Origin of the sequence: Bradyrhizobium sp. SZCCT0148 (assembly GCF_018129985.1) — a bacterium.
Classification (GTDB): domain Bacteria; phylum Pseudomonadota; class Alphaproteobacteria; order Rhizobiales; family Xanthobacteraceae; genus Bradyrhizobium; species Bradyrhizobium japonicum_H.
Genome location: NZ_JAFCKT010000002.1, coordinates 1 through 21904 on the forward strand (window position 1 = coordinate 1; position 21904 = coordinate 21904).

The window sequence follows — 21904 nt, forward strand, 5'->3', positions numbered from 1 at the left end:
CCTTAAAGCTAGACTTAAGGTCACACGCTTCGCGAATTACCACCCGTCACGCAAGACGGCCCTCGTCGGAGGCGTACGATCCTTCCCATCTTTACCGCAGTTGTGCTCGGCAGCCTATACACGCCGATAGCATAAACGGCGATTTCAGAATGTCCACTTTGGGTCAATCTCGCCATTTTCGGCCCGGAGCCCTGATGTCCGCTTGTCTCCCGGCAGCGGCGCAATAGCAGACATCTTTCAACCGCCGCTTAGGGCAGACGTTGGCGAATTCTTTCGGGAACAGTGCGTTAATTGCATACCTCTCTGGTGCGGCCAGCCATCGGGGAGGTCTGATCACTGACGGGAGCGGCCTCTACTCTGCATCCTTTGCCGACAGGACGGCACCCGGCGGAATTGCAGAATAACTGACCAGAGGCTTGCGGTTTACTCGATGGAGCGGACTCGACCTGTCGCCGCTCAGTATCCCGCTTGCGCGCCTCGTCCCTTGTAACGACAGGCTTCTTGTCCTGTGCCTTCTCGCATTCGTTGTCATCGTTGACTCGATAGCCAGCGCGACAAGCAATCTTCACGCAGGCGTCTCCATCGGCCCTAAAGCCATGATCACACACCAAGGGGCAGACACGTCCTGACTTAACCTTGATCGCATCCAACGCATCGGTGCTTGCGAGGGTCGTGTTGAGCTTGGTCCCGGCATACTTGTTAAACTGGGTCAGGGAGCGCTGTGACTTGGCACCCCAATTTCCCTCTTCTGGATCTACAAGACAGCCGACCCGCCGCAGTTCGGACTGTACCGCTTTCGTGAGTTGTTGCGGCGACTGCACCGGTTCAGGGGAGGGTGCAGGCGATGGGAGGGCTGCAATCTTATGATCGGCTATGTTTTTTTCTGCTGCTTGCTTATCGGCAAGAGCCTTCGCAACAGCGGCCTCTATCTCCTTGCGGCGCTGCTCGGCGGCGGCGGCTTTGGCCTCCTCGACCTGTTTGGCCTTCTCGGCAGCGAGCCTCGCATCTTCAGCAGCCTTGGCGGCGGCGGCGGCCTTGTCCTGTTCGGTCTTCCTAGCGTGGTCGGAGGCGAGCCTCGTTTTTTCATCTTCGGCCTGCCGAGCCTTCTCCACCGCCGCTGAACGGGCCTCCTCCGCCGCGATTTTGTTAAGTTGACCCTTGGCAAGCCCGGCGTAGAAGCCATCCGGGTATTGGGCAAGGAACACGTTCCAGCCCTCGCGAGTGCCGAGTTGAAGGGCTAGCTCATAGTTCCGGCGAACAACGTCGTCCGGGCTGGCCTGCGGGCCGGTTGCTGACGGCTTTGCTGCAACGAGCGCCACGTCATCACCGCCTAGCGAGCCGTAGACATACGGTTCCTGCTTGTAACTGGTATTCTTCAACACATCGTCGCGGACGAAGCCGAACGCCTTGCGGAGGTCCAGACCGGGTGTCGGCAGCCGCTCGACAAGCGCAGCCGCAAACGGGCTGTTCTTTGAGTCGCCATCGGACGCCGTTGACCCGGCTTTCGCCGCGAACGCAATCATCGTGTTCGGGCTGGTCGGCTCGATCTTGGCGAGGCCGCGACCGATGGCACGGGCAGCAACTGTTCGCTTCATGGTCTTGGCGAAAGGATTGTCGCGGCAGGCGTCGAGTATGATCAACCGAAGCTGCTTCGCGGGCTCGACAGCGAACAGCGCCCGGTCAAGCGCCACGGTCTCGTCGAGAACATCACTGTCGGTCTCAAGGGCTGCATCGGTCGGTATGAGGTAGTTGGTCCCATCAAGTTCGATGCCGTGACCGGCGTAGTAGATCACGGCCACTTCAGCATCTCGCGCACGTTGGCCGAACTCGCGCAGGGCCCTGCGCATCTCCGAAGCGTTCAGGTCTGTCTTGATGTCGATCCAATCAAATCCGGCCTTCTTGAGCATGCCCCCAATCAGGGCGGCATCGTTCGCCGGGTTGGAGAGCTTTGGAACGCTCCTATAGGCCGAGTTGCCCATCACCAATGCTATACGGCGCTCCGCATGGGCCGGGCCGCACATAAGCCAAATGGAAACGATCAAAGAAAACCAGCGAAAAGCGCCCATTTCAGTCCCCGGTAATATGTGCGCAGCCTATGCATAGACTGCCCAAAGGCAAGCGGGGCTTATGTGACAGTTATCACATTATTGGGGTTGGCGCCTCGTGAGGACCCCAGACTCCAGACCCAGAACCACTGAGTCCGCTCTGGTTCATGATCGCCGTTCGGCGGGTCCGCCGCTTTCTTCTCGCTTACCTCCATGAGCTGACTACCGGGGACGCTGCCTAAACTTCTCATTCGGGCCAAAAGCGGAATTGGCAATGCCGTGCGAGGGGGCCACCAAACAAGCGGTTTCAAAGGGACAGCTGTCTCTCGCCTTGTCCGGTCTCAAGGACTGAACACACCGCTCCGCGCCGCGAGCCGATCGGGGTTATGAGTACGAGCTCTAGTCCAGCTGCGGCTGTAAACAGGCGAGGCGCCGACCTTCGCACCAGAGGTGCCTCGGGTTGTTCGTCCACCAGAGGCCCTTTCCTTTTGCTATGACCTAATCGCCGAATTCGTCGAGACGTGCCTGATGATCAATATGAAATTAGCTTGCCGAACGGCTTGGTGCGTATGTCAAATAAACTGACATAGATTGGGATTGCCGATTTTTCCCGACAGTAGTTAGATTCTTGTTGGCAGAAGCGAGTCAACTTGGCATGGTTCTGAGGACCGGGGCTGGCGTTCATCTCGCATCGATTTACACCCGGGTTCTGAAGCAACGGCAACGCTGCGGCAGGGGTTTTAGTACGTGTTTTTTAGATCAGCCTAGTGAACTCCTGAGGCCGCCTTCTAGGTGGCCTCTTCGTTGAGAATTCAATTCTGCGGGGACATTGCAATGGCAAAACCAGCCGTTTCCCGTGATGCTTTTCGTGGACTATTCGCTTTCTACGCGGCGAAAGCTCATCACGATCACAAAGCCGGAGCCGAGGAATGCCTTTTGAGGTTGTTCGGGTCTGCGGAATATATTCCTGATCGCCTGCTGCAGAAATGGTCCGAAAAAGCTGACCAACTCGGTCCAGAAACCGTCGGCAGTGTAGTTGAGCCACGAGCCCGTGAAATCGCGAGCGGCGGCGCGCGGTACGACCATGCGAGTGATTTTCTCCACTCGCTCCTGAGAGACCTCGGGCGAAAAGTGCAGTGAGCAGATGCGCCGTTTCTGCGGCGCTTGGACTACCTGCTCAGCATCCTTCGAAAGAGGCCATCCACCGAGGCGGCCTTACTTCGGCCCCGGGAGATCGTCCTTCTTCGGCGGCCGTAGGCCGGGCGAGTTGAGCCAGTCGTCCATATGAGCGGCAGTCTCTGCTTGCCTCGCTCTCAATAATGCCGCGTCGCGCACCGGTCCGTGCGGCAGCAATCTGGCCTCTTCCAAGAGCTTGTGAGCTTCTTCGAGAAGCCGTTCCTTGAGTGATTTTGTTTGTTTGAAACGACGCCGAGGAATGATCGTCACAGCGCGCTCCTTTTCCGTTTGAGGAAGGCGGGAGCGCAGGGGCGTTCTCATCACGGACAAAAGCCGAGGTCCGCTCCGTGATGAAGGGATAATGACTTACCCCCGGGGTTGGTTCTACATCTTTTGATACGATGCGGGAAATAATTAATCTTCAAAACCTACTCAAACTGAGTGACCTACTCAACTGAGCCACTCGCAAATTCAAATTACGCCACCGAGGTCAGAAACAGCTAGCACGCACCCGGGGCCTTTTGCGCACTCAAAAAGCGATCCAAAAAGTGTCAGCCTAGGGTCAACAGCGCCGGTTTTCGGCCGTGGGAAGTCAGGTCCGTCATGGCAACGGCCGAGCATCGGGAGCCGTGTGACTCAAGAGGGTCATGCACGTTCCGGGAGCGCCCGGAGCTGAAATTCCTCCAGGCGACTCGTCAATCGCGTCGATCTCGCCTGAGTTCGGGAATTCCGGCCCACGGGCTTTGAACATGTCGCAGCACTTTGCCCCAACTGACAGTTCAGAAGGCGCTTGATCCCTCTCCGGGGAGAAGTTGATGAATGCTGAGGTGGCGTCGCTTTCACAAGCGCACCAATGGTTGCTTAGAAAATCGGCATTTGCCTATAATTAATGCTAAAATTTACTCACTCTCAATGAGTACAAACCTACGCTGGCTTACAAGTTGAACAAAATTCAGTCAAGTAGGTACTATAATGCGCCTCACGGACATTTCGATTCGAAACAAGGTTCTCTCGGCATTCTCCGTCGTGGTCCTCGTGGCGCTAGGCCTAGGCGCCTTCGCCGTTGATCGCCTGGGGTCAGTGAATGACTCGGCGGCCGAAATCCGCGACAATTGGCTGCCCGCGACTGGATGGCTTGGCTCGCTCTCCAAGTCCGCCGAGCAAGTGCGGCAGCGCCAAGGGCAGTTGGTCCTCTCGTCAAGTGCGAGCGAGGTAGCTCGCTCGGAAGGACTGATAGGAGAAACGCTCCAAGATTTTGACCAGGTCTGGAAGAAATACGAGCCCACGGTTACTACATCGGCTGAGATGGCTATCGTAGAACCTCTCAAGAGGGCTTGGGCGACCTATCTGCAAAACGGCAGGCAGCTTGCCGATCTCGCGAAGAAGAACCGGGATGAGGCCGCGCAATTCTACATGAGCAAAATGGCCGAGGACTTCAGGCCCGTCCGCAAGGGGTTCGCCGATGTTCTCGCCTTCAATGTAGATGCGGGCAAGAAGGAAGCGGACAAAGGCGCCGAAATTTTCCGCTCCGCCCGGATGTGGATTTTGGGCGCCTTGGCGGTAGCCGCCGGGCTTTGCGCTCTGATGGGATACTTGATCATCGCGAGTGTCTCAAGACCAATCGTGGCGATGACAGATATCATGAGGCGACTTGCGGGCGGCGACCGGGCTGTCGCAATCGACGGCGTCGATCGCAAGGACGAGATCGGCAAGATGGCCGGTGCGGTTCTGGTCTTCAAGGAAAGCGCGATTGAGACTGAACGACTGCGGGAAGCACAGGCCGAGGGGGAGAAGTCGGCCGCCGAGCAGCGCAAGCGCGACATGCGCAATTTAGCTGACGCTTTCGAAAGCGCTGTTGGTGAAATCGTCGAGACGGTCTCCACAGCTTCAACGGAGCTTGAAGCTTCCGCCTCAACGTTGACAAGAACCGCCGAGCGGTCGCAAACATTGACGACGATGGTCGCCTCGGCGTCCGAAGAAGCCTCCACAAATGTGCAGTCTGTTGCTTCCGCGAGTGAAGAGCTGGCATCCTCCATCACTGAGATAAGTCGACAAATTCAGGAGTCTGCGCGGGTTGCTAGTGAGGCCGTGCAGCAGGCTCGGGCTACAAATGAACGCGTCGGCACGCTGTCCAAAGCCGCGTCTCGCATTGGCGACGTCGTGGAATTGATTAACACAATCGCGGGTCAAACCAATCTGCTCGCGCTAAATGCTACAATTGAGGCTGCCCGCGCGGGCGACGCCGGACGCGGCTTTGCTGTTGTAGCCTCCGAAGTAAAGGCCCTGGCGGAACAGACCGCAAAGGCGACTGGAGAAATCGGTCAGCAAATTACGTCTATCCAAGGCGCAACTGATGAATCGGTTGCCGCGATCCGGCAGATCAGCGGAACTATTGAGCGGCTTTCCGAAATCTCATCTACGATTGCAGCGGCGATTGAAGAGCAAGGTGCTGCTACGCAGGAAATCTCGCGAAACGTGCAGCAAGCCGCTCAGGGCACGCATGGTGTCTCGACTCACATCACCGACGTGCAGCAGGGGGCGACTGAAACGGGTTCCGCGTCGTCTCAACTGTTATCGGCTGCTCAGTCACTCTCCCATGACAGCAATCGACTAAAGCTCGAGGTCGGCAAATTCTTAAGCTCAGTTCGGGCAGCTTAGCGGGATGAACGCCAGATCACACGCTAGGGCTGGCCCTAGAGTCCACTGTGGGTCAAAACCCGAAGAACTCAGGTTGAGCAAATTTGGTCCGCTCTGGCGCGATAAATGGACCTCCGTGAGACCCAGCGCGGAAGCGATGAAAAGGCATCCTGGCTGTCGTGAATTCGCGCGCATCACAACGCGTATGCTCAACTTGGACCTGCGCCTAGTCACGGCTAAGTGGCATAGAGCCTTCGAAGCGGGCGTTCTGAATTCCAAGGACGGAGAAAATGAATTCCGCGCCAGCGGGCCCTCGCAACACCATTCTGTCGAGGCGGCGCTCGAGTACAGAGACAGCGGCGGCTGCAGACTGAAAGAACGTGGCTTGGCGGGAAAATCGTCACTTGATGCCGGCAGAGCGCCGTGACTCCGAATGCGATCGCGAGGACGCTTCGGGGCGAAGAAAGCTCGAAGGGGGCGAAAAGGCGGAGGCCGCTCTTCCGAAGTCCGGACGAGAGCACGAGGAGCAGTTCGCAGACCGGAAGCCGAACGCGGCGCAATCGACGAACAGTGGATCAGCGCGGCTTTTGACCCGCAACCGGCGCCACATTGTGCCCGGATCAACAAGCGTGCCCCAACGATCGTTGGCCTAGTCGAGCAACTTGGCCGGTACACCATGGCTATCAAGACAAGACAGGCGCTCTGACGGCCGTTCAGGTCTTGCCTGAGCCCCTCAACAGCCGGGGACTTCCCCTCCCCCCGCTATTCCGCGTTCCCTCACCAGCGGGGTTCTATCTACCGTGGCAGCCAGTTTCCGAATTCTCCCGGGGACTCGCTCCTCGTCCAGTGAGCGGTTTCATCGATCTCCTGACGCCGCTGGCCTGGCAGGTACCAGAGAGCCGAACCTCGTGAGTGCAAGAAGGTGCCAAACTCACGATGCGCGAAGGCTTTAGGATCTCGGATATCCCGAGGTCGGCTATGTGGAGACTGTGAGGTTTACCGCTTTATTGCGGTCCGCCGGGTTAAGCGGAAGGAGCGCGGAAGGCTAGGGCGCAACGGTCAATGCATGAATGCAGCGACGCGGCATCAAGAGAACTGCTTTCGGCCTCAAGGCGCGCACTGCCCACGAAGGAACATTAACCATCCAAAGTATAAGAGCTCCCGGAGCTGGCGCTCGGCGACGATCGCACTACATAATGTCCGCTATCGCGATCCTTGCGAAGGCGGCCGCCGCTGGTGTTGGAAGCACCAACGACGGCCTAACCACAACCGGCTCTGGAGGAGTCAGTCATGGCTAAGCGCAACTATAGCCCCGATTCGGGGCAGAACTCCCACAACTCTGTTTCGATGACCGGCACGGATTTCCGCGTGCCGGGAGGTACGATGTCGACCGCGATCGGCACCCCGGCGCCCGATCCGGGCGGTGCCCTGAGCACGAAGGCCAAGCCCTCCACCATCGTCAACTCCATCAATTAGGATCGGGCTGATCGGCCTAGCCGGCTCGCAAAAGCCGGCGCGATCCATCTTCGATCCTGTTGGCGGTCGCCATCGCGTCGCGGTGGCGAACGTCTCCGTATGTCCGTACGGCATACGGTCGATGACGTGATCGCGACTGGCCTGGTCACCGATCCCTCTCACAGAGACGGGATTTTGTCATGTCGTTTTTCCGCGCTTCGGCTTCCATGATGGAAGCCACGTCCACCCTCATCCACCGTAGCGGCTCCGATATCCTCGGCGTGCGGGAAGCAATCGACGACCTCACGGGTCTCACGGTGACCGCGTTTCCCATGACGATGGTTCGGGACATCATCCCGGCTCGCGCCATGATGACGGCGGCCTACGTGCTCTCCGGCTTGCTCTCGAACCGCCGCCGCATCTATTTGGGCGAATCGAGCCGGATCGGGCGCAGGCTCTATGATCACAGCTGCGATCCGAGCAAGGGCTTCGCCGTTGAGGTCTTTGTGATCACCAAGTGCGGCCTCGACCCGCTCGACAAGACGGCGGCTTTGTACCTTCAGGCCCACCTCACGCGCGTGGCCGAAGATGCAGGCGTTATCACGGTTCAGAAGGGCACGGGTGCGCAGGCGATCGACCCCTCTCTGCGTCACGCGACCACCTATTTCAAGATGGCCAAGATCGCAGAACGCCTTTTGTTCGATGCGGGATGCGTTGCGTTTCAGAACCACCCCGCGGCTCCGAACACGCTGCCGGACGACTTGAGCGAGCCGCTCGCGCCGATCTCTGAGGATGACGCTGCTCCGATCGAAATCGGCGTCCTCACCCGCAACGCCGGCACCGAAGAGTATCAGCTCGCGTACGGCGACCTCTGGGCCCGCGGTTGCTATGCGGACGCCGGCTTCGTCGTCACGGCGGGTTCGGAGCTGCGCCGGGAGACCAACCCGAGCGTCAACCCGATCCTCCACGCCCGTCGGGAGGAGCTGCTGGATGCCGGCGTGCTTGCCGACATTCCGGGCCTCAGGGATCGCCAGCGCCTGACGGTCTCGGTGTGGTTTCCCTCGCCGAGCATCGCCGCCAAGGTGGTGACGGGCGCCCACGTCGCCAGCAACAAGTGGGTGCCGATTACCGACCCGGGTCCGTTCGTCCTGGGCACCTGACATGGCGAGCACGCCCGTGAACTTCACGTCCTTGCCGGTGTCGGAGCATTTGCTCCGGCACCGCGACCCCGTTGCGATCACCAATTCGAGCAGCGTCCGGTCGTACGTGGCCGACGAATTCGCTCAGTCCCATTGGGGGCGAACGGCAGGCATCGCCGCCGACGGGACGGGTAACGTCTCGTCGATCGGCACTAAGCCGTCGTCGACGGCATGGCCGTTTGACCGGAAAGACGCCCCTGCGCTCGCTTGGTGGCGGACGCTGCCCCGCGAAATGCTTCGCGAGACGGAGAATCTCGTGCTGCACGCCACCCTCGGCCAGATCAGCCTCATGCGCCCCGGTAACGGCCACATGATTCCCTTGATCGGCAATCCGGCGGCCGCTATCGCCGAGGCCTTTGACTTGGTGCCGATTGCAGAGGCGACGCTCGAAGTCGACATCGTCATGAGCTCTTTGATGGTGAGCGCGTTGAGCGGCGATATCGCGGCAGCCCTGGTCCTGTCTTACGTCATTCGGCACACCCGCCCCGATAATCCTTTTGCGGCCGAGCTCTCGGCGTCCTGGCTCGCGGAAAATGATTGGCGGCTGTCGTGCGGCTCCATCAAGGGTACGAAGACGGAGAGTATGCCCGTTCCGCACTTGGAAGACGATGGGTCGGCCATTGAAGTGGATCCGGCCTAATGAAGATCCAGATCTTGCCCGATCTCCAGGCCGGTGTACACCCGATCAAGCCCATCATGATCGCGCCCAACCTCGGGGTTGTGATCGCGGCTGACCATGCCAAAGACGGCGCGATCCGCTCCTTCGAGCGCCAGCGCCGCACCATCCCGCCTCACGTCCCGATCCCGGTGATGCTCGGCAAATACGATTGCGACCGCCGTGGCTTGAAAGACGAAGTTGGCCTCGGATCCCCGCCTGCAAATACTATGGTGGTCGAAGTCGGATGAGCAGCACCGGCGACAAGGATGACAATTTCGGCTTGCCGACGGTCGCAAGCGATGACGTGTTGACGGGCGCGGCCGCGGATTCGGCCGACTCCGAAGATCACCTGAAAAGTTTGCCCCGTGTTTTGCGGTACGCAAAGCTGATCGGGGACCACGCCAGCCACATCGAACAACGCCTCATCGCCGAAATTCACGAACTTTGCCCGGACCTCGTGATGAACGTTGGATCGGACGTTCCGCTCGAAGTTGACGCGGGGCTTGCGCTTGCAACCGAGCTCGATCGTCGCGCGGTGAAAGATAACGATCCGAATCTGCGCAGCTTGTCAGATTCTGTCCGATTGCTGTGCTTGCCCGCGCCCCGCGAGGGCTTTCACTCCAAGCACTACCTTCGGGTCGCAAAGGCGCTGCTGCTGGCCTTCGAGAATATTCGCAGTCGCGATGATCGGCTGTGCTGCGAAATCGAGCGGCTTGTCTTTGGTTGGGCGGCTCTGCCAATTTGCGCGCATATGGTCGCCAAACACGAATCGGCCGCTGCGAATGCGCTTCGCCTCGGCTCGCGCATGGTGGAGCATCGTATTGCCGCCGCATGGAAAGAGGGTGTTGAGTCCCAGAAGGAAGCGCTGCGCTCGGCCACGAATGCCGCCCAGAAAGACGCGGAGCCTTTGCCTCGAAACGCATCCGACGACGACAATTTGCCCCCGGATCACGTGATCGTCGCCCGCCTGAGTACCGACGAGATGAAGAATTATCGGATCAAAGAAATTCTTGGATCTGCAAAGACTCTGATCAACGTGCCGCTGCCCTTGGTCACCGTGCCGCCGCTGCATGAAGTGCGCCGCAAACTGCTGCTTGAGTTTCCCTACGCAGAACGCGTCATCGACTTGGTTCTGTCTGATCTTGTTGGCCGCCGTGTCGTTCAGCTCCGTCCTATTATTTTGGTCGGCGAGCCAGGCGGAGGTAAGTCGCGATTCGCCCGCAGTATAGGCCAGGCTCTTGGTCTTCACGTCTGGCGAACGGATTGTTCTCGGGCAGATGCGGCGTTCGCAGGCACTGACCGGCGCTGGCATACCGCCGAGCCCTCTCATCCCTTTCTTGCGGTTGTCCGAAGCAAGACTGCGAACCCCATGGTGCTGCTGGACGAGCTTGAAAAAGCGCCTTCCAGCTCGAACCTGTCGGTGGGCCGCCTGTGGGACTGTTTGTTGAGCTTTACCGACGTCGAATCGAGCTCGCGCTACCCTGATCCGGCACTCCAAATCAACGTAGATTTATCGCGACTTTCCTTCATCGCGACCGCCAACAATCTGGACCCGCTGCCCAGCCCGATCCGTGACCGGTTCGTGGTCGTGACGTTCCCCAAGCCGGCCGCTGAGGACCTGGACGCCTTGTTGCCGGCTGTGATGGTGGACCTCGCCAAGGACCGCGGGCTCGATCAGCGCTGGATACAGCCCCTCGACGAAGACGAACACGTCGCGGTCGCCAAACTGTGGCAGGGCGGCTCCGTGCGCCGGTTGCGCCGCATTGTGGAGGTCATCCTGCGCGAACGCGATCTCAGTGCCACGAGGAATTAATATGAGCCGAGACCCCGACGAGAAGCCCGCTTCCCACCGAGTATCGCCGTTCCCACGGCTACCCCGATTGCCGGGGATAACCATTCCCCCGACGCCGGATCATGCCGGAAACAAAGATACACTCACGCCTCACCATCAAAGGACCCATCTGGTGAGCGACCCCCAGATCACCTGCACGAAGTGCGGCACTGAGATCAAGCTGACAGAGTCCCTCGCGGCGCCCCTGATCGTGGCCGCACGCGAGCAGTTTGCGGCGCAGCTTGCGGCCAAGGAATCCGAGTTCAGCCGCCGCGAGGCACAGCTCCAGCAAACGAAGGCCGAGCTCGCGAAGGCCCGTGAGACCGTCGACGAGCAGATCGCGGCCAGGATGGCGGTCGAACGCACCGCCATCGCGGAGGCCGAGGCTAAGAGGGCCCGCTTGGCGCTGGCTGATGATCTCGGCCGTCGGGATCAACAGCTTGCCGACCTGCAGCACCTGCTCGCCGCGAATGACGCCAAGCTTGCCGAAGCTCAGCAGGCTCAGGCCGAGATGCTCCGCAAGCAGCGTGAACTCGACGTCGCCAAGCGCGAGGTCGAGCTGACCGTTGAGAAGAAAGTGCAGGAGAACCTCGTTGCGGTGCGCGACAAAGCGCGGCTCGAGGCTGAAGACGCGCTCAAGGCGAAGGTCGCCGAGAAGGAGGCCCAGCTCGCGGGCATGCAGCGCCAGATCGAAGATCTCCGCCGCAAGGCGGGCCAGGGTTCCCAGCAGCTTCAGGGCGAATCGCTCGAAGCAGAGCTCGAGTCCCTGCTCCGGGCCCGCTTCCACGGCGACCTGATTGAGCCGGTCCCCAAAGGCGAGTTCGGCGGCGACGTGGTGCACGGCGTGGTCTCCGCCAACGGCCAGCGTTGCGGCACCATCCTGTGGGAATTGAAGCGGACGAAAGCCTGGAATCCGGCATGGCTCGGCAAATTGCGGGATGACCAGCGCGCCGCGAAAGCGGAGCTCGCGCTGATCGTCTCGACCGTTCTGCCGAAGGACGTCGAGGGTTTCGACCTGATCGAAAATGTCTGGGTGGCAGGGCCGCGCTTTGCAATTCCTCTCGCTGTCGCACTCCGGCAGCTGCTGATCGACGTCGCCACAAGCCGCCAAGCACAGGAAGGTCAGCAGACCAAGACCGAGATCGTGTACAGCTACCTGACCGGTCCGCGCTTTCGTCACCGTATCGAGGCCATCGTCGAGAAGTTCACCGACATGCAGAAGGACCTCGATCGCGAGCGCGCTACCATGTCGCGCCTCTGGGCCAAGCGCGAGGAGCAGCTCAGGGGCGTCTTGGAATCCACTGCCGGCTTGTACGGAGACATTCAGGGCATCGCCGGCCGCGCCATGCAGGAGATCGAGAGCCTGGACGTGCTGATGATCGAGTCGAAGGGGGAAGCGGCGGAGTAACCGTTAGAAACGGCCGGAACAGGGGCTGGCACTGGTGCGCCAGAGTGTTTCTGGTGCCCAGGAAAGGATTGGCTGGCCAGACCATTACGCCATTGTTTTTATTGCATTTTATTTTCGGGAACTCAAGTTTGTTACACAGGCTTGTTCCAGTTAGTCCCACACTCAAGCAGAGGCAGCGTCCCGGCGGGCACTCCGATCGTCATCGTGTTGCCAGCGCGGTTCTTCTTTGGCGAGAGCCGCTTACCGCTGCCCTTCTTCGTGGTCTTGGGCTCCCAGACCTCAATCGACCGAAGCTTGCTGCGGTTTGCCTTCAGAATGCGCGCCTTGAGCAGCAGCTCCCACGCATTGAGCATCAAAATTGCGAAGGTTTCTTCTCGATATTTGAAGCCGGGCTTATTGTAGACCTCGATTGAAGCAATGGCAGCTTGGGTCGCTTTTTCGACGAGGTATCCATAACGTGGGCGGCGCATGGGAGGCGAATCGGTTGAGTTGCACTAATCCATAGTATCGATTCTAGCTGGCATCCGGTCCAGATTTTGGTGGATCGCGGCGAGCCCGGCGCTAATTTCATTGAGGCCCACGAATTTGAGACGTGACCTCATGCCAGCGGTTTGCGGCTCTCCCCCCTACCCCCAACCCGTTTCTGAGTCTCGCGCCCTTAACTCGGGGTCTTTCCTCGCTTAGCGGTCCGGTCAGCCGGATTGCTCGCATAGTTTGCAGTTCAACCGCGAGGTAAGTGAGGGGCTATCACGCGATCTCACTGAGTCGATTTGACTCACGCTGTGCCTCTTGTCGGCCGATTCCTCATAAAAATATGGTGACAACGCTCGTTGACTAAGTTGTGCTACCGGAGCAATGCCCCGGCTCTCTGCTGCGATCGGACCGCGGCTGCACAGAGCAAAGGAAGCACCAACCAACCCTATGCGCGGACTAGCGCCGCAACACTATGTGAACTAAGGAGCCGCCTCCCGTTTGGGCCGCCCCGCTCTCCTCGGGGTCGATGCCATTGCTTCGAAATCCAACCCTTCGAACATCGACCAGTCGATCTCCTTCGGCAGTTCGAAATTTGCCAACTCCTGGCACTGCTTGCGGCGCAACTCGGCTCGCGTGCCGTAACCGGCATGAGGATCGCTGGCGCGGTGGCCCATCTGAAGCCGGGTCGTCGTGGTGTCGACATCCTCCTCGATCAGCATGTCCTTGCCGCCATGCCGGAGCGACTGGCCGACCTCGATGTTCATCCCAGCGGCGCCGCCGCGCCTCAGGAGCTTGTTGATCCGGTCAGACGCGGTGTCCGAGGGATCCTTGCATGTCTGCAGCAAGCGAAAGAGGAAATTGTCACCCTGCTCGATCGCCCAGTCCACGAAGCCCCACTTGCGGAACGCGCTGTGCAGAACGAAGAAGCGGAGACTTTCGTCGGTCTTGTAGGGAACGCGCCGATAGATGCCGTCCGTCTTGTCGAACACGATCCCGTTGACGCGGATGATGTCCACTCCGTGCTTCGTCCCGAAATCGCTGCCGCGGATCCACGGCAGAATGCCGATCCGGCGCGTCGACAGCAGACATAGCGGGCCCAGCATGGCGTCGTCCAGATAACCTGAGTCCACGCCCAGCCGGAACACGCGGTTCAGCGTCTCATAGTCGATGCTCTCACGCTTGACCGAAGGCTTGGCATTGTCGGGCCATCGCACGCGGAAACCCTGGAAAGGGTCACGCAAACGATGAAGGCCGGTTGCAGCGTGGATGATGGCGCGTACGATCTGCACATAGCCATCCTGCATCGTCTTCAGCGCGATCGGCTCGTAGCAACGCTCCTTCTTGTTCTTGGCGATCGCCGCAGCGATGCCCATGGCGAGCAGCTCTTCGGTCTGATCGCCTTTCTGCGAGAATTGCAGCGGCAGGTATTGGAGCTCGTTGACGTAGTTCTGCAGGTCGATCGGCATGTACGCATGGAGAGGCCGGTCACCCACGAGCGTCTTGAAGACATGGGTACGCCAGCGGGCCGTGCTGATCGTACCGTCGGACGCACCACCGTTCTTGCGGATCGTGATGTATTCGTCCTCGATCTGGCTGAAGAGCGGAGACGGCCCAACCGCCTCGGGCTGGGCGGGAAGTAGGGCCGCTGCCCCGGGCTGGACCACGCGGCGATCCACCACTTCCGAAACAGCCGCGTGGATCGTTGAAGGCGGGTGGATCGTTGCGCCCTGCTCGAGAAGCTTGAGCTGCCGATCGGCAACCTCGGCCAGCTTGCCGATGGCCTCCGCAAGGGGTTCGCGGACCTGAGGCAGCCCTTCGCCGGCGCGCCAGCGATCCCAAACGTCCTTTCGGAGCAGGTCGGCCCGCGCGGTTACCGTGGGGTGGCCTGCGTCCCCCTTCTTGACCTCCTGCTCGATGGCCACCGCCTCCTGGATGGCGGCGAGGTCGCGCATGGCGGCCGGCGAAAACACCGGCGGCGGCGCCGGCCTCTCGAGCTTCGCGGCGGCCTCGTTGAGAAAGGCCATCATATTCGCAAAGAACTCCTCGGGGCTATCGCCCTTTGGGAAGCCGACCTCGCTCGGCGGAAACTGGCTGTACGCGTAACCTTCCAAGTGCCGCCTCCATTCCCCGAACCCCGCCTGGGCCAGGGTCCCCAGCCAGGCGGCGCGGCGGTGCGCCTCCCTCTTGGGCAGCACGCCGAGCCTCACCCGGATAGGAGCGCATGGGATGCCGTCACCCGCAAGATCGCGGGGTGGCCGGATCTGGAAGAAATACGTGGAAAGCCGGCGAACAACATAGGTTGGCGCGCCTCGCCGACGGCTGCTGCTAGCCGCCTTCGAGGCGGCATGACCGTGGACTACTTGATGGACTACCTCGGGGGATACACGCTTCGGCACTTGCACACTCACGCAAGCCGGACACGCGATTTTTCAAGGGTTTCTCACGAGCAGAAAGTGGCGGATAGGATTTGAAAACTGGCGGAGAGGGAGGGATTCGAACCCCCGATAGGCTTGCACCTATGCCGCATTTCGAGTGCGGTGCATTCAACCACTCTGCCACCTCTCCTGAAGGCGCCATGGAAGGAGCAGGGCCCCTGTGGTTGGGGGCGTTAATAGGCGAGGATGGCGGGCCAGACAAGGCGGGAGAGGGGAAAATCCGCTCGGTGTTTTGGCTTCTGTCCGCCTCTTCCCGGCCCGAATGCGGGGGCAAGGCGGGCCGATTGCCGGTTTGACGCGTTTTTGTCGGGCGCGAGGTGGGGGCCGATTCGAGAACCCCAATGCGGTGACACCCTCTCCCCAACCCTCTCCCGCGAGCGGGAGAGGGGGCGCACCGCCTTTGGGGCGGGCACTGAGATTCATCGCCTCGAAAAAAACGGGGTGGGACCGCCAGACGCGGTAAACACTGGCGGTCCCGGTGCCGCTCATTGAAATACTGGCTGGGAAGGGCGGCTTCGCCGGCCAGGTGAGGCGACGATTCGACCGTAGCGTGCGGGGGGCATCCCGCAATGCAATCCGGGCGTTAAGCTAACTGGTCAAGGTTACCCGGGGGCTGGGGGTGGTCACGGTGTTTGGCGAGAGAGCCCCAATGCGGAGGCAGCCCTCTCCCCAGCCCTCTCCCGCAAGGCGGGAGAGGGAGTCGACCTCGGGCGTGGCGGCGAACGGGGCTCGTCGCGCAAGGGGCTAGTCGTCCTTCTTGTCCTTGCCCTTTTTCTTGCCGGTCTCGGAGTCCTTGTCCTTGTCTTTTTCCTTGCCGTTGTCCTTGCGGCGGTTGGTGAAGCGGGCGTTGCCGAGGCCGGTGCCGATGGTGAGCACGCCCCAGCGATCGACGTCCTGCATGAACGGCACTTCGGAGAGGCCCTGCACCACGCCGTCATTGTGCATCAGGATCGCGGTGTCGTGCTCGCCGATCTCGGGAATGCCCTCGAGCAGGCTCGCCGGCAGGTTGAACTTGCTGCTCTCCCAATTGCCGGGAAGATTCTGCGCGCCTTTTTCGATGGATCCATCGGCATTGATGACGCCGGGACAGGCGATGCCGATGAAGGGGGCGAGCTTGTAGCCCTCCTTCTCGGCTTCCGCGATCAGCCCCTTCAGCATCTTGGTGAGCCGCTTCACCGCGCCTTCGCGCGTCGGCTCGTCGTCGGCATGGCGCCACAGATCGGATTTCACGACCTTGGCCTTCGTGAGGTCCTTGGCCTTCTTCCAGCCGGTTTCGACCAGGCCGCAGCGGATGTTGGTGCCGCCGATGTCGACGGCGAGGATGCTGTCATGGGCCTCGAAGATCCATGACGGCGCCAGATGCAGCGCGCCGATCAGGCCGGCCTCGTCGGGGTGATGCCGGATCGGCACCATCTCGATCTTGAGCTCCTCGTGCCTGAGGATGATCTCGGTGCGCGCGATCGCGAGCTCGCCGAGCCGGGAATCGCGGAAGCCGCCGCCGACCACGATGCGCTCGGTCTTGGCCCAGGCCTTGCTCTTGAGGAAACGCCGCGTGACATAGGCGAGCTCCTGGGCGAATTCCTCGATGGCGCTGTGCACCACCGCGGAGGCTTCGACGTCGTCGCCGACCAGGATGTCATCCAGCGTCTTCTTGCTGATTTCATCGGTCGGCTCCTTGCCGAACGGGTCCTGGCCGGACTTGCGCAGCGGCTTGCGCCAGCGCTCGAGGATGTCGCGGAAGGCGCCCCTGCTGGCGCGGTCGCCGAGGAAGCCGTCCTCGTCCTTCATCTCGATGTTGAAGCTGTCGATCTCCACCGACGGCAGCCGCCCGGCGCCGTGATGGGCAATGCCCGTCGTCGTCTTGACCAGTTCGTCCGTTGCCATGGTTGCCCTTGCCCGCTGATTGGTTCCGGCCGGTACAACTGCGGGGGAACCGGTTTGTTGCAAAGCCGCAGGCGATTTGGCCGAATGCCGCAGGCGGGGCCAAATCCTTCAAATCCGGGCGTTTTTCGCGCCCTTTTTCTTGACTTGGCGCCGTTGGCGGCTATAAGTCCTGCAACCGGCGCGGGGCGTTTCTCGCGCCGCTTGTTTTTGCGTGGGTTTTCAAAGGGATAACTCCCGCCCGCACAAAACTCGCATAAACCCATAGCGACTGACAAAAAGCCGGCCCGGACGATGTTCGTCGCGAGGCCGGGATTTGAACACGGAGAAAAAACGATGTTCGCAGTCATCAAAACCGGCGGCAAGCAATACCGCGTCGTGCCGGATGATGTTCTCGAAGTAGGCAAGATCGAAGGCGAAGTCGGCTCGATCATCCAGCTGGGCGAAGTCTTGGTGCTCGGCGGCGACACGCCGGTGCTGGGCATTCCGACGGTCGCAGGCGCGTCCGTCGCGGTCGAGGTGCTCGACCACAAGCGCGGCCCCAAGATCATCGCGTTCAAGAAGCGCCGCCGCAAGAATTCGCGCCGCAAGCGCGGCTATCGCGACGAGATCACGGTGCTCCGCATCTCCGAGATCCTGACAGACGGCGCCAAGCCCACCAAGGGCCCGCGTCCGAAGCGGGAGAAGGTGGCAAAGGAGCCGGCAGCGGAAGCCGCCGAGTAACGCGAAATCGATCACGCCAATTCACGAATTGATGCGTGAGAAATTTTGAAATGATTCCGTCAAGGAATTGATCTAGACAAGCGCATCATCTTGCGCAGGATTTCGGAGACGAACCATGGCTCACAAAAAAGCAGGCGGTTCATCGCGCAACGGTCGCGATTCCAAGGGCAAGCGCCTCGGCATCAAGGCGTTCGGCGGCGAAGTCGTGATTCCCGGCAACATCATTGCGCGTCAGCGCGGCACCACCTGGCATCCCGGCCTTAATGTCGGCATGGGCACGGACCACACTCTGTTCGCCAAGATCGAGGGTCGCGTCACGTTCCAGGCCAAAGCCAACGGCCGCACTTTCATCTCGGTACTCCCGCTCGCTGAGGCGGCTGAATAGACGGCGGATCACATCGGAGTCCGCCGGGTCCTACCGAACCGGCGGAGTCCTTGAGATCATTGAGATCGAAGGCTCCAAGGGGGAGGCGGGAAACCGGCCTCCCCTTTTCTTTTGACTTGCTCACTTTGACTTAGTGACTTTCACGGAGCCGGACATGTTGCAGGATTTCTCGAGCGCGACCCTGGCCGAGGCGAGACCCAGCGTCGTCGCCACCGAACGGCTGACCTTGCGGCGGCCGACGCTGGCCGACGTGAAGACCATCGCCCGGCTCGCCAACGACCGCCGCGTCGCCGAAAATACCCGCCGCCTGCCGCATCCCTATTCGCAGGACGACGCCATCGCCTTCATCCGCGCCACCGCCTCGCTCGGCAGCGAGACCGTGTTCCTGATCGAGCACGATTCAGGGCCGGTCGGCATGGTCGGGATCGACTGCTCCACGCCTGGCAATGCCGAGCTCGGCTACTGGCTGGGCGTCGAGCATTGGGGCCGCGGCTATGCCACCGAGGCCGCACGCGGCGCGATCGACTTCTTCTTCGAGGAATTCGCGGACGAGCACCTCTATGCCGGCGCGCGCGTCACCAACCCGGCCTCGCGCAACGTGCTGGAGAAGTGCGGCTTCCAGTGGAGCGGCGTGCAGCTGCACCGTTTCCTGGCGCTGGGCTCCTCGACGCCGGTCGATTGCTTCCGCCTCTCGCGCGGGGTGTGGTCGTCGCTGAAGAGCTGGAGCAGCGCACGACGGGTGAGGTAGGGCCTACGCCGGCGGATTCACGTCTCCGCCGGCCCGCCCGAGATCGCGCTCGCGCAAGTAGATGTAGAACCCGGCGCCGATGATGATGGCGGCGCCGACGAGCGTGGCGATCGACGGCACGTCGCCGAACACAACGAAGCCGAAGATCACCGCCCACACGATCATCGAATATTGATAGGGCACCACGACGCTGGCCGGCGCCAGCTTCAGCGAGCGGTTGACGCAGAACAGCGCCGTCACCGAGATCAGCCCGGCCGTCGCGAAGATCACCAGGCTGCCCGGCGTCGGCGGCACCCAGTTGAAGGCCGACAGCACCGCACCGAGCGTGAAGGTGCCGACGAATTGCGATGACGCCATCACGATGTCGGGCGTCCTGCGCAGGCTGCGCGTGATCAGCATCAATGTCGCGAAAGAAAGACTGCCGCCGAGCGCGATCAGCGCCGGCAGGCTGACGGTCTGCGCCGACGGCCGCAGCGCGATCAGAACGCCGCAGAAGCCGATCAGGATCGCCGTCCAGCGCCGCCAGCCGACCTTCTCGCCTAGGAAGATCGCCGACATCGCGGTGACGAAGATCGGCCCGGCCAGATAATAGGTGATGACGTCGGCAAGCGGCAGATAGACGGTCGCGAGGAAGAAGGCGGCAACCTCGAGAGTCGAGAGCACGACGCGAAACAGCTGCAGGCCCGGCCGCTCCAGCTGCAGGAACTGGTGCCGCTGCGTCCAGATCAGCGGCGACAGCAAAAGCAGCGCCGCGCAGGCGCGCAGGAACAGCAATTGACCCACCGAATAGGTGCCCACCAGGAACTTGCCCATGGCGTCGCCGAACGAGAACATGAAGATCGACAGCACCATCAGCCCGATGCCGGCAAGGCGCGCGGAGCGATCGTCATAGGCGGAGAGGTTCTTGAAGAGGGGCATTGCCACGCGTTGAGTTTGGGCTCGTCATTGCGAGCGAAGCGAAGCAATCCAGACTGTCGCCGCAGCGGCAGTCTGGATTGCTTCGTCACTTCGCTCCTCGCAATGACGGTGAGAGAGCGTCGGAAACTGGCGAATAGAGTCGCTTGCGGTCGTTTTAATGACGCTGGCGCCCGCGACAAGCCCACGCAAGACGAATTGACCGGATTGTCGCAGTCTTCGCGCCGCGGTAGCGATAAGCCGACCACGAGCAGAGAGCATGGCATGAGCGACTTCGATCCTTCCCGGCACCGCATGATCCCGGCGCAACGCTGGTTCGAGGATTTCGTCGTCGGCGAACGCTTCGTGATCCCGAGCCGGACCCAGACCTCGGCGATCTTCGCCGCGTTCCAGACCGCGAGCGGCGACACCCATCCCGTGCACTACGACGTCGAATATTGCCGCCGCCGCGGCATGCCGCATCTGCTGGCGCACGGCTTCCAGACCCTGATCCACACCGCGCCCGGCGCCGGCCTGTTTCCGTTCATGGTCGAGGAGTCCCTGGTCGGCTTCCTCGAACAGTCGAGCCGGTTCCTCAAGCCCGTCTACGCCGACGACACCATCTACCCCGCACTCGAGGTCACCGAGCTGGTGCCGGGCCGCACCACCGGTGCGGTGACACTCCGCAGCACCGTGTTCAACCAGCGCAAGGAGCTGGTGCTGGAGGGACTGCAGAAATTCCTGATCCGACGCCGGCCGGCGGGTTAAGCAAGGGCCGCAATTCGCGGAAATTCGCCGCTTTTGCGGGTCTCTCCGGGTTGCCGCAGGGGACCTGCTGGCCTACCTATGGCCCATGAAATTCCTCGACGAAGCAAAGGTCTATATCCGCTCCGGTGACGGCGGGAACGGCTGCGTGGCGTTCCGCCGCGAGAAGTTCATCGAATTCGGCGGTCCCTCCGGCGGCAATGGCGGCCGCGGCGGCAATGTCATCATCGAGGTCGCCGACGGCCTCAATACGCTGATCGACTACCGCTACCAGCAGCATTTCAAGGCCCAGAAGGGCGAAAACGGCTCGGGTTCGGACCGCCACGGCGCCAACGGCAAGAACATCGTGCTGAAGGTGCCCATGGGCACGCAGATCTTCGACGAGGATCGCGAGACCCTGATCCACGACTTCACCGAGGTCGGCGAGAAGTTCGTGCTGGCCGAGGGCGGCAATGGCGGCTTCGGCAACGCGCATTTCAAGACCTCGACCAACCGCGCGCCGCGCAACGCCAATCCCGGCCAGCCCGGCGAGGAGCGCTGGATCTGGCTGCGGCTGAAGCTGATTGCCGATGCCGGCCTCGTCGGCATGCCCAATGCCGGCAAGTCGACCTTCCTGTCCAAGGTCAGCGCGGCGCGGCCGAAGATCGCCGACTATCCCTTCACCACGCTGCATCCGCAGCTCGGCGTCGTGAACGTCGATGGCCGCGAATTCGTGCTGGCGGACATTCCCGGCCTGATCGAAGGCGCCCATGAAGGCACCGGCCTCGGCGACCGTTTCCTCGGTCACGTCGAGCGCTGCCGTGTGCTGCTGCACCTGATCGACGCAACCTGCGAGCACGCCGGCAAGGCCTACAAGACGGTGCGCAAGGAGCTCGACGCCTATGGCGGCCAGCTCACCGACAAGATCGAGATCGTCGCGCTGAACAAGATCGACGCGGTCGAGCCGGACGAACTGAAGAAGCAGAAGGAGCGCTTGAAGCGCGCCGCCAAGAAGACGCCGCTGCTGATGTCAGCGGTCACCGGCGACGGCGTCAAGGAAGCCCTGCGCGCCCTCGTCGCGGTGATCGGCGAGGCCCCGGTGTCGGCCAAGGCCAAGAGCGCGGCCGAAGCGGAGCCGTGGTCGGCCTAGGCGTCGTCGAGCGACGCTCTCTCCCCGCCTCTCCCTCCGGCAGAGGTTGTCTTCGCGCCAT

General features: G+C 61.4%; 19 protein-coding genes and 1 tRNA gene. 12 read left to right on the forward strand and 8 right to left on the reverse strand.

Features of this window, described 5'->3' with window-relative positions:
* Positions 1-287: 287 nt before the first annotated feature.
* From JQ580_RS08410 to JQ580_RS08420, 3 genes are all read right to left on the reverse strand, one after another.
* Positions 288-2066: a caspase family protein gene (locus JQ580_RS08410; RefSeq protein WP_212279280.1), complete on the reverse strand. Its 1779-nt coding sequence runs from the start codon at positions 2064-2066 to the stop codon at positions 288-290.
* Between the two features lie 852 nt (positions 2067-2918).
* The gene (locus JQ580_RS08415; protein ID WP_212279283.1) at positions 2919-3131 is read right to left on the reverse strand and encodes a hypothetical protein; all 213 of its coding nucleotides are present in this window, start codon (positions 3129-3131) and stop codon (positions 2919-2921) included.
* A 129-nt stretch (positions 3132-3260) separates the two neighbouring features.
* Positions 3261-3491 carry a hypothetical protein gene (locus JQ580_RS08420; protein ID WP_311982326.1) on the reverse strand — a complete coding sequence of 77 codons (231 nt, stop codon included), beginning with the start codon at positions 3489-3491 and terminating at the stop codon, positions 3261-3263.
* A gap of 699 nt (positions 3492-4190) precedes the next feature.
* On the opposite strand from JQ580_RS08420, the gene JQ580_RS08425 reads away from it, so the two are divergent.
* The 7 genes from JQ580_RS08425 to JQ580_RS08455 all read left to right on the forward strand — a co-directional run bounded on the left by JQ580_RS08425 (position 4191) and on the right by JQ580_RS08455 (position 12409).
* Positions 4191-5879 (forward strand): methyl-accepting chemotaxis protein, encoded by a 1689-nt coding sequence (locus tag JQ580_RS08425; protein ID WP_212280212.1) that lies wholly within the window; start codon positions 4191-4193, stop codon positions 5877-5879.
* A gap of 1269 nt (positions 5880-7148) precedes the next feature.
* On the forward strand, positions 7149-7334 hold the full coding sequence (locus JQ580_RS08430) for a hypothetical protein (protein ID WP_212279286.1): 186 nt from the start codon (positions 7149-7151) through the stop codon (positions 7332-7334).
* 179 nt (positions 7335-7513) lie between these two features.
* Positions 7514-8473, forward strand: a complete 960-nt coding sequence (locus JQ580_RS08435; protein WP_212279288.1) for a hypothetical protein — start codon at positions 7514-7516, stop codon at positions 8471-8473.
* Between the two features lies 1 nt (position 8474).
* Complete coding sequence (locus JQ580_RS08440; RefSeq protein ID WP_212279290.1) at positions 8475-9152, forward strand: hypothetical protein; 678 nt, start codon at positions 8475-8477, stop codon at positions 9150-9152.
* Positions 9152-9418 (forward strand): hypothetical protein, encoded by a 267-nt coding sequence (locus tag JQ580_RS08445; protein ID WP_212279292.1) that lies wholly within the window; start codon positions 9152-9154, stop codon positions 9416-9418. Before JQ580_RS08440 ends, JQ580_RS08445 begins: the two co-directional genes overlap by 1 nt.
* Positions 9415-10983: an AAA family ATPase gene (locus JQ580_RS08450; RefSeq protein ID WP_212279294.1), complete on the forward strand. Its 1569-nt coding sequence runs from the start codon at positions 9415-9417 to the stop codon at positions 10981-10983. The genes JQ580_RS08445 and JQ580_RS08450 overlap by 4 nt, the downstream gene beginning before the upstream one ends.
* A 151-nt stretch (positions 10984-11134) precedes the next feature.
* A complete protein-coding gene (locus JQ580_RS08455) occupies positions 11135-12409 on the forward strand; it encodes a DUF2130 domain-containing protein (RefSeq protein ID WP_212279296.1) in 1275 nt (424 codons plus the stop codon).
* A gap of 131 nt (positions 12410-12540) precedes the next feature.
* Here JQ580_RS08455 and JQ580_RS08460 read toward each other — a convergent pair whose 3' ends face one another.
* The 4 genes from JQ580_RS08460 to JQ580_RS08475 all read right to left on the reverse strand — a co-directional run bounded on the left by JQ580_RS08460 (position 12541) and on the right by JQ580_RS08475 (position 17202).
* Positions 12541-12879: a DUF3644 domain-containing protein gene (locus tag JQ580_RS08460; protein WP_212279298.1), complete on the reverse strand. Its 339-nt coding sequence runs from the start codon at positions 12877-12879 to the stop codon at positions 12541-12543.
* Between the two features lie 483 nt (positions 12880-13362).
* A complete protein-coding gene (locus JQ580_RS08465; RefSeq protein ID WP_212279300.1) occupies positions 13363-15078 on the reverse strand; it encodes a site-specific integrase in 1716 nt (571 codons plus the stop codon).
* 280 nt (positions 15079-15358) lie between these two features.
* Positions 15359-15448: transfer RNA gene (locus JQ580_RS08470), tRNA-Ser, on the reverse strand.
* Positions 15449-16062: 614 nt separating this feature from the next.
* A complete protein-coding gene (locus JQ580_RS08475; RefSeq protein ID WP_212279302.1) occupies positions 16063-17202 on the reverse strand; it encodes an ROK family protein in 1140 nt (379 codons plus the stop codon).
* A 333-nt stretch (positions 17203-17535) separates the two neighbouring features.
* Here JQ580_RS08475 and rplU point away from each other — a divergent pair, with 333 nt between their 5' ends.
* The 3 genes from rplU to JQ580_RS08490 all read left to right on the forward strand — a co-directional run bounded on the left by rplU (position 17536) and on the right by JQ580_RS08490 (position 19055).
* Positions 17536-17922, forward strand: coding sequence for a 50S ribosomal protein L21 (rplU, locus tag JQ580_RS08480; protein WP_212279304.1), 387 nt, complete (start codon positions 17536-17538; stop codon positions 17920-17922).
* A gap of 115 nt (positions 17923-18037) precedes the next feature.
* Positions 18038-18307, forward strand: a complete 270-nt coding sequence (rpmA, locus tag JQ580_RS08485; RefSeq protein ID WP_018459863.1) for a 50S ribosomal protein L27 — start codon at positions 18038-18040, stop codon at positions 18305-18307.
* Between the two features lie 154 nt (positions 18308-18461).
* Positions 18462-19055: a GNAT family N-acetyltransferase gene (locus JQ580_RS08490; RefSeq protein WP_212279306.1), complete on the forward strand. Its 594-nt coding sequence runs from the start codon at positions 18462-18464 to the stop codon at positions 19053-19055.
* A 3-nt stretch (positions 19056-19058) separates the two neighbouring features.
* On the opposite strand, the gene JQ580_RS08495 is transcribed toward JQ580_RS08490, so the two are convergent.
* Positions 19059-19973 (reverse strand): DMT family transporter, encoded by a 915-nt coding sequence (locus JQ580_RS08495; RefSeq protein ID WP_212280213.1) that lies wholly within the window; start codon positions 19971-19973, stop codon positions 19059-19061.
* Between the two features lie 261 nt (positions 19974-20234).
* Here JQ580_RS08495 and JQ580_RS08500 point away from each other — a divergent pair, with 261 nt between their 5' ends.
* Both JQ580_RS08500 and obgE read left to right on the forward strand, forming a co-directional pair.
* On the forward strand, positions 20235-20717 hold the full coding sequence (locus JQ580_RS08500) for a MaoC family dehydratase (RefSeq protein ID WP_212279308.1): 483 nt from the start codon (positions 20235-20237) through the stop codon (positions 20715-20717).
* 85 nt (positions 20718-20802) lie between these two features.
* The gene (gene obgE, locus JQ580_RS08505; RefSeq protein ID WP_212279310.1) at positions 20803-21843 is read left to right on the forward strand and encodes a GTPase ObgE; all 1041 of its coding nucleotides are present in this window, start codon (positions 20803-20805) and stop codon (positions 21841-21843) included.
* The last annotated feature ends 61 nt before the right edge of the window (positions 21844-21904 follow it).